10 protein-coding genes and 1 pseudogene are annotated in these 11,317 nt (G+C 63.7%); all 11 read left to right on the top strand.

Annotation, left to right across the window (positions count from 1 at the left end):
* Positions 1 to 75: pseudogene (gene sdhB / locus AWB81_RS45230) on the top strand (succinate dehydrogenase iron-sulfur subunit); the annotation flags it as partial.
* A 393-nt stretch (positions 76 to 468) separates the two neighbouring features.
* Entirely contained in the window at positions 469 to 1,377 is a 909-nt protein-coding gene (gene rbsK, locus AWB81_RS37200) for a ribokinase (protein ID WP_268811794.1), read from the top strand.
* Between the two features lie 59 nt (positions 1,378 to 1,436).
* Positions 1,437 to 2,756 carry an MFS transporter gene (locus AWB81_RS37195; RefSeq protein WP_062642943.1) on the top strand — a complete coding sequence of 440 codons (1,320 nt, stop codon included), beginning with the start codon at positions 1,437 to 1,439 and terminating at the stop codon, positions 2,754 to 2,756.
* 46 nt (positions 2,757 to 2,802) lie between these two features.
* The gene (locus tag AWB81_RS37190) at positions 2,803 to 3,762 is read left to right on the top strand and encodes a Dap2 family DHDPS-related protein (protein WP_062642941.1); all 960 of its coding nucleotides are present in this window, start codon (positions 2,803 to 2,805) and stop codon (positions 3,760 to 3,762) included.
* Between the two features lie 93 nt (positions 3,763 to 3,855).
* Positions 3,856 to 4,950: a LacI family DNA-binding transcriptional regulator gene (locus tag AWB81_RS37185; RefSeq protein WP_235026102.1), complete on the top strand. Its 1,095-nt coding sequence runs from the start codon at positions 3,856 to 3,858 to the stop codon at positions 4,948 to 4,950.
* Positions 4,951 to 5,215: 265 nt separating this feature from the next.
* On the top strand, positions 5,216 to 6,115 hold the full coding sequence (locus tag AWB81_RS37175; RefSeq protein WP_062642937.1) for a LysR substrate-binding domain-containing protein: 900 nt from the start codon (positions 5,216 to 5,218) through the stop codon (positions 6,113 to 6,115).
* A 137-nt stretch (positions 6,116 to 6,252) separates the two neighbouring features.
* Entirely contained in the window at positions 6,253 to 7,002 is a 750-nt protein-coding gene (locus tag AWB81_RS37170; RefSeq protein WP_062642935.1) for an SDR family NAD(P)-dependent oxidoreductase, read from the top strand.
* A 141-nt stretch (positions 7,003 to 7,143) separates the two neighbouring features.
* Positions 7,144 to 8,472, top strand: a complete 1,329-nt coding sequence (locus AWB81_RS37165) for an MFS transporter (protein WP_062642933.1) — start codon at positions 7,144 to 7,146, stop codon at positions 8,470 to 8,472.
* 43 nt (positions 8,473 to 8,515) lie between these two features.
* Complete coding sequence (locus AWB81_RS37160) at positions 8,516 to 9,358, top strand: transketolase (protein ID WP_062642931.1); 843 nt, start codon at positions 8,516 to 8,518, stop codon at positions 9,356 to 9,358.
* The gene (locus AWB81_RS37155; protein ID WP_062642930.1) at positions 9,355 to 10,356 is read left to right on the top strand and encodes a transketolase family protein; all 1,002 of its coding nucleotides are present in this window, start codon (positions 9,355 to 9,357) and stop codon (positions 10,354 to 10,356) included. Before AWB81_RS37160 ends, AWB81_RS37155 begins: the two co-directional genes overlap by 4 nt.
* A gap of 168 nt (positions 10,357 to 10,524) precedes the next feature.
* A complete protein-coding gene (locus AWB81_RS37150; RefSeq protein WP_445344347.1) occupies positions 10,525 to 10,881 on the top strand; it encodes an HU family DNA-binding protein in 357 nt (118 codons plus the stop codon).
* Positions 10,882 to 11,317: the final 436 nt, after the last annotated feature.

The raw sequence follows: 11,317 nt of genomic DNA, 5'->3' as shown, positions 1-11,317 counted from the left end.
GTGTGCCCGAAGGGGCTCAATCCGACAAAGGCGATCGGCAAGATCAAGGAATTGATGGTGCGCCGCGCTGTCTGAGACAGCGCGAGCAACGACTGGCCGGCGACGGCCGGCTCGCATAGTCGAGAGTCATCGTCACGCCCGCGGCCGGCCCGCGGGCCTTCGCTTCTCATGCGCTCGCGTCTTTTCGCGACCTGATCGCGCGATCACGGTTCGAGCGCACATCCCCGAAAGACCCAAGGTTTTCGGCGACTGACGTCGTCGGTGTATACCCGCTAACGCCGTTGACCTGCTTGCAACACGTTCTGGATCGACGCAAAATGTAAGCGCTAACACGACGTGACTTCACGAAACTACGGATTCATATCCAACAAGCACGCTCATAAATGTAAGCGCTACCATGATTCGGAGATGATTGAATTGAACACTTCTGATCCCGTCGCGGGTCTCGATCGACGCGAACGAGGAAACATCGTCGTCGTCGGCAGCGCGAACATGGACCTCGTGGTGCACGCAGCTCGCCTTCCGACGTCCGGCGAAACCCTGCTGGGTGGCGGCTTCGAAACGTGTCCGGGCGGCAAGGGCGCGAACCAGGCGATTGCTGCGGCACGGCTGGGCGCATCGGTGGCGATGGTCGGATGCGTCGGCGACGACGCTTTCGGTGCAACCCTCCTGAACGGCCTGGCGAGCGATCGGATCGACACGGCGCACATGCAGCGGCTCAAAGCGGTGCCGAGCGGCATTGCCATGATCACCGTCGCGGCCGACGGAGCGAACACGATCGTCGTGGCGCCCGGCGCGAATGTACGGCTCACGCCTGAACTCGTCGATGCGGCCGCCGATCTGATCGCGAACGCCGGCATGCTGGTCTGCCAGCTGGAAGTGCCGGTCGACGCGGTCCGCCGGGCGGTCGATGTCGCGGTGAGGCACGGCACGGCGGTTCTTCTGAACCCGGCGCCCGCGCAGCCGTTGCCGGACGACCTGTACGCGCAAGTCGATTTCCTGATTGTCAACGAGACCGAGGCGCAAGCGCTGACAGGCATCGCCGTCAGCGATATCGCCGCCGCCCGCGAGGCAGCTGATGCGCTCCGGCGCAAGGGTGCGCGTACGGTCATCGTGACGCTCGGCGCGGGTGGCGTCTGGTACAGCGGTCCGGAAGGCGAGAGTCACATGACGGCGCCGCGTGTCGACGCAGTCGACACGACCGGTGCCGGCGACACCTTCGCGGGCGGCTTCGCAGCCGCCCGTGTGCGCGGCGCAGGGCTGAGCGATGCCATCGCCTTCGCGCAGCGCGCCGCCGCGCTCAGCGTGATGAAGAAAGGGGCGCAGTCCTCGATTCCCATGCGCGCCGAGGTCGACGCGCATCTTCCGGCCGCCTGACATCGCATCGGCGCGGCCCGCCGCATCTCAACCAACGACATGAAACGGAGACAACGATCATGAGCGCAACCCCCAGCCACGAGCAGGCGCCACCACGAATTCGCCGCGCCCAGATCGTGGCGCTCACGCTGCTGATGGTGAGCGGCATCGTCAACTATCTGGACCGTGGCACGCTCGCCGTCGCCAATCCGCTGATCCGACATGACCTCGGCTTGTCGCTCGGCCAGATGGGGCTGCTGCTCTCCGCGTTCTCCTGGAGCTATGCGCTCTTCCAGTTGCCGGTGGGCGGGCTCGTCGACCGCATCGGGCCGCGCAAGCTGCTCGGCATCGGCCTGATCGTCTGGTCGCTCGCGCAGGCCGCCGGCGGCTTCGCATCGACCTTCGGCTGGTTCATCCTTGCGCGGATCGTGCTCGGCATCGGCGAGGCGCCGCAGTTTCCGTCGGCGGCGCGCGTCGTAAGCAACTGGTTTCCGCTGCGCGCGCGCGGCAAGCCGACCGGCATCTTCAACTCCGCGTCCCCGCTCGGGACGGCGCTCGCGCCGCTTTGCCTGTCGATCCTCGTCGTCAATTTCCACTGGCGCTGGGCCTTCATCGTGACGGGCATTGCCGGTCTCGTCGTGGCGGTCGTATGGCTCGCGGTGTATCGCGACCCGGTGAAGGCCACGATGACCGAAGAAGAGCGCCGCTATCTCGAAGGCGACATGGCGGACCGCAAGCCCGCGCCGTCGCTAACGTTCGCCGACTGGCGTTCGCTGTTTTCGCACGGCACGACCTGGGGCATGCTGATTGGCTTCTTCGGCTCGGTCTACCTCAACTGGGTGTACCTCACGTGGTTGCCCGGCTACCTGACGATGGAACGCCACATGAGCCTGATGCACACGGGCGTCGCGGCGTCGATTCCGTTCTTCTGTGGCTTTCTGGGTTCGCTCACGGCTGGCTGGTTCTCCGATCTCATCACGAGCGACAGCACGAATCCGGTCGGGAGCCGCCGCAACGCGGTGGTGATCGCGATGCTCGGCATGGTCGCGTTCACGATTCCGGCGGCGCTCGTCGAAAGCAATACGATCGCGATCGTGTGCATCTCGGTGGTGATCTTCCTCGCCAATGCCGCGTCCGCCAGTTCGTGGGCGCTGGCAACCGCCGCGGCGCCGCCGAACCGCATCGGCTCGCTTGGCGCGATACAGAATTTCGGCGGCTTCCTGGGCGGCGCACTCGCACCGATCCTGACTGGCTACATCGCGCAGAACTGGTCCTTCGTGCCCGCGTTGCTGACCGCGGCAGGCATCGCGTTCGTCGGCGCGATGAGCTATCTGCTGCTCGTGCGCAAGCCCATCGAGGACAAGCCCGCATCCGTCGAAGCCCTTCGCGCGCAGGCCTGACCGCGTGGCGCGCCCCGACCCATATAACCCGTTTCGCGAGACCGACATGACGACCACCGTGCAATCCACCGCTTCCATCGAAGGCATCGTCCCTGTGATGCTGACTCCGTTCGACGCTTCCGGCGCGATCGACTACGCCGGACTCGAACGCCTGATCGAGTGGTACATCTCGCACGGCTCGGACGCGCTGTTCGCCGTCGCGCAGTCGAGCGAGATGCAGTTCCTGAGCCTCGCCGAGCGCGGCGCGGTGGGCCGCTTCGTCGTCGAGAAGGTGGCCGGCCGCATTCCTGTCGTGGTCTCCGGCCACATCAGCGACGACCCCGACGCCCAGGCGGAAGAACTCAACGTCGCCGCAGCGACGGGCGCCCAGGGCATCGTGCTCGTGACGAACCGTCTTGACCCGAAACGCGAGGGGACGGAGGCCTTCGCGGCGAACCTCAAGCGGCTCCTGACGCGCCTTCCGTCGGACATTCCGCTCGGACTCTACGAGTGCCCCGCACCTTACCGGCGCCTCCTCTCCGACGACGAACTGAAGATGTGCATCGACACTGGCCGCTTCATCATGCTGAAGGACGTGAGCTGCGATCTCGATACCGTCAAGCGGCGCGTCGCGCTCGCGCAGGGTTCGCCGCTGAAGATCCTGAACGCCAACGCGGCGATCGCGTGGGACGCGATGAAGGCCGGCTCGGCGGGCTTCAACGGCGTGTTCACGAACTTTCACCCGGATCTCTACAACTGGCTGCGCAACGATGCGGCACAGGACCCAGCGCTCGCGGAAGAACTGTCGACGTTTCTCGTGCTGTCGGCCGTTTCGGAAGCGCTCGGCTATCCGGCGCTCGCGAAGATCTATCATCAGCGCATCGGTACGTTCGAATCAATTCGCTGCCGCGCAATCGACTATGACGTGCGCGAGCGGTTCTGGGCGCTCGACGCGGTGCTCGACAAGATCGTCGCAGGCACCGAGCATTTCCGCGCTCGCATCGCTGCGCTCGGCAAGGCCGCATGAACGGCAGCGCACCCGCGCCCGGCGCGATCCCTCGACGGTATGATGACGAAACGGGTCCAGTACCCGTTTGTTCAACCGTCGCCTTCTGATCCGATGCCGCGCTCCCTCGACCCTCCGTCGCCCGCCGCCGATACGGCCGTCGCGCGCACCCCAACGGGCCGCGCCCGCCGCAACACGGGCCGCACTGTGCTCTCCGATGTCGCGAAGCTCGCGGGCGTGTCGACCGCGACCGTCTCGCGGGTCTACAACGAGCCGGACAAGGTCTCGGTCAGTGTGCGCGAGCGCGTCGAGCACGCCGCGCTCACGCTCAACTGGTTTCCGAACGCCGCGGGACGCGCGCTCGCTTCCACGCGCAGCCACATTGCGGGCATCATCATTCCGACGCTCGACGATCAGGTGTTCGCCTCGCAGGTGAGCGGCATGCAGGCAGCGTTTGCGACACGCGGCATCACGCTTGTGCTCGGCTGTTCGAACTACGATCCCGCGCAGGCGATCGTGCAGGTGCGCGCGATGCTGGCACGCGGCGTCGAGGCGATGGCGATCGTGGGCGAGGCGCATCCGCCCGAACTGTTCGATGCATTGCGGCTCTATCGCGTGCCTTATGCGGTCACGTATGCGTATCGCGACGGCAGTCCGCACGACTGCATCGGCTTCGACAATCACGCGGCGTACGTGGAGATCACCGAGCATCTGATCGCCCTCGGACACCGCGCGTTCGCGGTCTGCATCCAGCCGACGCGCGACAACGATCGCGTGCAGGCGCGGGTCGCGGGCATCCGTTCCGCGCTCGAACGCCATGGCCTCGCGGTGCGGCCGGAGCACATGTTCGAAGGCGAATCGACGATCGGATTCGGGCGGCGCAGTCTGCGCTCGATCTGGCAATCGCCGGGAGAGCGGCCTACCGCGATCATCTGCGGCAACGACCACATCGCGCTGGGCGTACTGCGCGAGGCGGAGGACCTGGGTATCGCGATTCCGGGCGAATTGTCCGTGACCGGTTTCGACGATCTCGCGATCGCGAAAGAGATGCGCCCCGCGCTGACGACGATGCGAGTCGATACTGCCGAGATCGGCAGGCTTGCGGCGCAGCACCTGCTCGACGCGCTCGACGGCAAGCAACCCCGGCGTGGACATGAGGTGCATGCGCGACTGCAGGTTCGCGAGTCGACGGGGCCGGTGCCAGGCTAGCTCGCGCCGGTCATGCAAGGACACTTCGCGTCGCGCGACGATGTCAAGAAGCGCCTTTGCAAACAGTTCCGCGCAATGTCGTGCTTCCAACGCAGCGCATCGATCAGGCGAACGAAGGCCCTCCAAGGCAAGGAGAAGTTCTGGCCGTTTCCGGTTCGCACGGGGCAGGGCGTGGTGCCGACCCCGCTTGCCTTTCCCTCGCGGATGCGCGACATTCCCCGGACCGCCATCAGCGATGCAGGACGCCGCCCTGCAGCCAGGAACAATGCGCATCCCGCCATTAAAAGCCATCATCGCGTTCGAGAGCGTTGCCCGGACCAAGAGCGTCAACCGGGCGGCCGATGAACTAGGGTTAACGCCATCGGCGGTCAGTCATCAGCTTGCCAACCTCGAATCCATGGTCGGACGGGCGCTCTTCACGAGACTCGGGCGCGGACTCGTGCTGACGCCTACAGGCCAGCAATATCTGGCCGACGTCACCGGATCGCTTGCCGATTTGAGTCGTGCGACGGAGCGGGCATCGAGCCAGACCGGTGTCGAGATTCTCCGCATTCATTCGAGCCCGAGCTTCGGGCTGATGTGGCTGTTGCCGCGGCTCGCTTCGTTTCAGGAAGCGAACGGCGACATCCAGTTGAACCTTGCGTGCTCGTACGAGGATGTGTCGTTCACGTCTGGCTACTATGACGTCGACGTCCGGCATGGCTACGCTCACTGGACCGACGGCGAGGTCAAGACGCTGCGCAACGAATTCGTCGCGCCGCTTGCATCGGAAGACTACCTGAGACGATATCCGGTGCGAACGCCCGAAGATCTGCTCGAACGGCGCCTGATCTTTTCGGAGACGCCGCTCGTGCAGTGGAAGCAATGGTTCGGCAAGTTCGGCGTCGCGGTGTCGCGCAAGGCCTACGATTTTTCGTTCGACCGCTCGTACATGTCGCTCGAAGCCGCGGCGCTGGGACACGGCATCGCGCTCGAAAGCACGATGCTCGCGTCTTGCCATCTCAAACGAGGCTCGCTCGTACCGGTCTTCGATCGCACGTATGCGGTGGAAGTCGGAGCCCATCACCTCGTTTACCCTTCCCAGAACGCCGACCTGCCGCGCGTCGCCAAGTTTCTGGCCTGGGTCGAGCACGAAATCAGCCGCGACGACGCAGCGGGGCGCTGACCCTTTGTCGCCCTCTGGTCACGCCCGCCGCGATACCTGAAATTTTTTCAACGATAGTTGAGCCCAACTGCATTGATCGCAATGGTTAGAGCGCTGAAACTGCGCCTACCAACCAAACACGATCAATGGAGACAAGCATGTTGCTCGACAGCAAAGTGGTAATCGTCACGGGTGCAGCCTCGCCGCGCGGCATCGGCAAGGCCACCGCCAAAGCGCTTGCCGCACAGGGCGCGAAGATAGTTATTTTGGACCTCAAAAAGGAAGACGCCGAAGGCGCCGCGCGCGATCTCGGCGAAGCTCACCTCGGCCTCGCTTGCAACGTGACCGACAAGGAAGCGTGCAGTGCAGCAGCGAAGGCAGTCATCGAGAAGTACGGCCGGGTCGACGGCCTGATCAACAACGCGGGCATCACGCAGCCGCTCAAGACGATGGACATCGAAGCAGGCAATTTCGATGCGGTCATCGACGTGAACCTGCGCGGCACGCTCTACATGTCGCAAGCGGTCATTCCGCAGATGAGAAAGCAAAAGAGCGGCAGCATCGTCTGCATGTCGTCGGTTTCCGCGCAACGCGGCGGCGGCATCTTCGGCGGCCCGCACTACAGCGCCGCGAAGGCGGGCGTGCTGGGCCTCGCTCGCGCGATGGCGCGAGAACTCGGCTCGGACAATATCCGCGTCAACTCGATCACGCCGGGCCTGATCCAGACTGACATCACCGGCGACAAGCTCACGACCGACATCCGTGCCGACATCATCAAGGGCATTCCGCTCGGCCGTCTCGGCGACGCCACCGATGTCGCCAACGCGTGCCTGTTTCTTTCGAGTGAATTGTCGGCCTATCTCACTGGCATCACGCTCGACGTCAACGGCGGCATGTTGATTCACTGATCGTCAAGAAACGACGTCCGTCGCGCTCACGGCGGATGGGTCAATGCACCCGGAATAACAACCGGGGCGATATTGCAGCAACCATGTTGCATGGGCCAGAGTAAGCGCTAAAACCCCAGCTCTGGCCGACAGGAGACAAACATGAAAGCGAAGTCCACCGCGCCGTCAGTGACGGCCAATGTCGCGTCGTTCGCCGATTCGGCGAGCTTTGAATCGCAAACCTATGCGAAGGTCGCGCGGCGCCTGATACCTTTTCTAATGCTGTGCTATCTGGGCGCGTATCTCGATCGCGTCAACGTGGGCTTTGCGAAACTGCAAATGCTCAACGACCTGCGATTCAGCGAGACCGTATACGGCTTCGGCGCTGGTATTTTCTTTCTCGGCTATTTCCTCTTCGAAGTGCCGAGCAATCTCATGTTGCACAAGGTGGGCGCACGCAACTGGCTCGCCCGCATCATGCTGACGTGGGCAGTGATTTCCGCCTGCTTCATCTTCGTCAAGACGCCCACTACGTTCTATGTCCTGCGCTTTCTGCTGGGCGTCGCCGAGGCAGGGTTCGCACCGGGCGTGATCCTCTATCTGACGTACTGGTTTCCTTCGGCACGGCGCGCCAAGGCGCTCTCGCTCTTCTTCATGGCGATACCGCTTGCAGGGATCGTAGGCGGGCCGCTCTCGGGTTACATCATGCATGCGTTCCAGGGTGTACACGACCTCGCGGGCTGGAAGTGGCTGTTCCTCCTCGAAGCGTTGCCGTCGCTGTTCCTCGGCATCGCGATCCTGTTCTACCTCGACAACGGCATCGCTTCCGCCAAGTGGCTCACCGCCGATGAGAAAGCCCTTCTTGCACGCAACGTTGCAAATGACAACGCCCACAAGGTCGCCCATGTGTCGATCGGGTCTTTCATCGGCGACCGTCGCCTGTGGTTGATGGCTTCGATCTACTTCTGCGTGGTGCTCGGTCAGTATGGCCTGACGTTCTGGCTGCCGACGATCATCCGCAAATCGGGCGTAGCTGATCCGCTGTGGGTGGGCGTCTTCACCGCGATTCCGTACCTCTGCGCGATCATTGCGCTTCCGCTGGTGGGTGCGAGCGCCGACCGCCATCGCGAACGGCGTCTGCATCTTGCGATCCCGATGCTGGTGTCAGCGGCAGGCTTCGCTACGCTGCCGATGCTCGGCGGAGTCGGCCCGTCGCTCGTGTGCGTCAGTCTTGCGGCTGCGGGCATTCTGGCTTCGTCGTCGCAGTTCTGGTCGCTGCCTACCGCGCTCCTCGGCGGCATGTCCGCTGCGGCGGGCATCGCCGCGGTGAACTGCTTCGCCAATCTCGCGGGCTTCTTCTCGCCGGCCATCGTCGGCTGGCTGAACGACCTCACCGGCAAGTCGACGGCGGGACTCATCTTCATCTCCGTCGCCATCGTCATCGGCGCGGGACTGGTTTTCCTCGTGCCGGCCAAGACCGTCAATCGCTGACACCGTTTGCTTCAAAAAACCGCTTTTACTTCAAGGAGACACCATGAACAGTCCGTCATCAGATGCGGTGACGCTCGCTGAGCGCGCCTATCGGATTCGCAGAAACGCCTTGCTGATGGGCGAAGTGCAGGGCCAAGGCTACATCGGCCAGGCACTTGATATCGCCGATGTCCTCGCCGTCGCCTACTTCGGCGCGATGCGTTACCAGCCCGATAACCCCGAGTGGGAAGGCCGCGACCGCTTCCTCCTGTCCAACGGACACTATGCGATCGCGCTCTACGCCGCGTTGTTCGAAGCCGGCTTTCTGCCGCCCGAGGAACTGGAAACCTACGGCAGCGACGACAGCCGCCTGCCGATGTCCGGCATGGCCGCCTACACGCCCGGCATGGAGATGTCCGGCGGCTCGCTCGGCCACGGTCTCACGATCGCGGTCGGCCGCTGCCTCGGTCTGAAGCGCAAGGGCTCGGACGCCTTTGTCTACACGCTGTTCTCGGATGGCGAACTCGACGAAGGCGCGATCTGGGAGGGCATCATGTCGGCCGCTCACTGGAAGCTCGACAACCTGATCGCGATGGTCGACGTCAACAACCAGCAAGCCGATGGTCCCTCGACGCAGATCATGGCGTTCGAGCCGCTCGTCGAAAAGCTCGACGCGTTCGGCTGGTACACGCAGCGCGTGGACGGCAACGACATCGATGCCGTGAAGGCCGCATTCGACAAGGCCCGCAATCATCCGCAAGCGCAGCCGCGCATGATCGTGTGCGATACCCGCATGGGTTGCGGTGTGCCGTTCCTCGAAGAACGCGAAAAGAACCATTTCATCCGCGTCGATGCCCATGAGTGGCAACTGGCGCTTGCAGCACTCGAAGCAGGGAGACAAGCATGAGCGATACCATTGTGAAGAAGCCGCGCCTGAAGACCTCGGCGATGATTGCATCGATTGCGAGCGAAGGGCAGGTCACGCGTTCCGCACCGTTCGGTCACGCGCTCGCACAGCTGGCTCGCGAGAAGACGAACGTGATCGGGATGACCGCCGACCTTGGCAAGTACACCGACCTGCACATCTTCGCTAAAGAGTTTCCCGAGCGCTATTACCAGATGGGCATGGCCGAGCAACTGCTGATGGGAGCGGCAGCAGGCTTTGCACACGAGGGCGCGCAGCCTTGGGTGACAACCTATGCCGTGTTCGGGACGCGCCGTGCGTATGACTTCATGCACCAGGCCATCGCCGAAGACGACCTCGACGTGAAGATCGTCTGCGCGCTGCCCGGGCTCACGACGGGCTATGGTCCGAGCCACCAGGCCGCAGAGGATCTCGCGCTCATGCGCGCAATGCCTAACATGACCGTCATCGATCCGTGCGACGCGCTCGATATCGAGCAGATGGTGCCGGCGATCGCAGCCCACAAAGGCCCCGTGTATGCGCGTTTGTTGCGAGGCAATGTTCCCGCCGTCCTGGACGAGTACGACTACCGGTTCGAACTCGGCAAGGCGAAGCTGCTGCGCGATGGCGCCGAGGTCCTTGTAATCGCGTCGGGCATCATGACCATGCGTGCACTCGAAGCGGCCAAGGCGCTCGAGGCGGACAACGTCGGCGTTGCAGTGCTGCACGTGCCGACCATCAAGCCGCTCGACACGGAGACGATCCTGCGCGAAGCCGGGCGCACTGGACGGATGGTTGTGGTCGCGGAGAACCATTCGGTGATCGGAGGCCTTGGCGAAGCGGTCGCGACCACGCTGCTCACGGCGGGTGTCACGCCCATGTATCGCCAGATTGCGCTGCCCGATGAGTTCCTCGCTGCGGGCGCGTTGCCAACCCTGCACGATCGATATGGCATCTCGACGAACGTGATGGCGAATACCATCAAGGGCTGGCTTGGTTGAACGCAGGGAGAGGACTGGATACGGTGCGCCGATTTGATCGACGCACCGTCTAAATTGACGAACAAGCCGAGCACACAACGCAGCCAGATCGAAGCAGAAGATTGAACCGTACTTCCTCCGTGAGTCGTCCGGGCGACAGGGTTTCCCGCAATCGAAACCGGGCTTCGTTTGCGTGGCGGCAGTTCGTCCGGTAAGGTAGCGGGCGCCGAGTCCACCCGGGCCAGCCTTAACCTTCGTAAGGAAGTGATCATGAACAAGCAGGAACTTATCGATGCGGTTGCATCGGAGGCAGGCATCGCGAAGAACGCTGCCGCCGAAACGATTGATGCAGTGCTGGCCGCCGTTTCGAAAACCGTTGCAGCGGGCGAGACCGTGCAGTTGATCGGCTTCGGCACGTTTGCAACCGGCGCGCGCGCGGCCCGCGCCGGACGCAATCCGAAGACGGGCGAAACAATCGAGATCGCCGCCGCAAAGACCGTCAAATTCACGGCGGGCAAGGCTTTCAAGGACGCGGTCAATCAATGAGGTTCTGGCCGCGCGTCGGGCGCCCCCGCGTGCTCGAACGCAGTCGCGGCTAATACAGCCCACCATCCGGGGGCAGCAGGCTGATCCGCATCGGGACGGGTGGGCCATGCCGCCCGTCCGCGTATCTCCATCGATCGCTGTGCGCCGAAAACACACCGCACGGCGACAGGTCGTGTCGTCATCGACGTGTCACCGGCCACGCAGTGGCAGGATTTGTCATTAAATGGGCAGGTTCTGGGAGCGGTCGCCCGCCCGTTCGGCGATAGGATGGGTGCATCTTCCTGCGATCGCGCGAGACAATCCCCACGCGATGACCAGATCAGACCTATTTCGATGGAAAGCATACCGTGAGTGATCAAAGTCTCATCGAGCAGTACGGCCCCCGCGAGTCGATGGAATATGACGTCGTGGTCGTCGGCGGCGGCCCCGCCGGACT

Origin of the sequence: Caballeronia arationis (assembly GCF_001544975.2) — a bacterium.
In the GTDB taxonomy this organism is placed as follows: Bacteria; Pseudomonadota; Gammaproteobacteria; order Burkholderiales; family Burkholderiaceae; genus Caballeronia; species Caballeronia arationis.
This window is presented reverse-complemented; position numbering and strand designations above follow the sequence as displayed.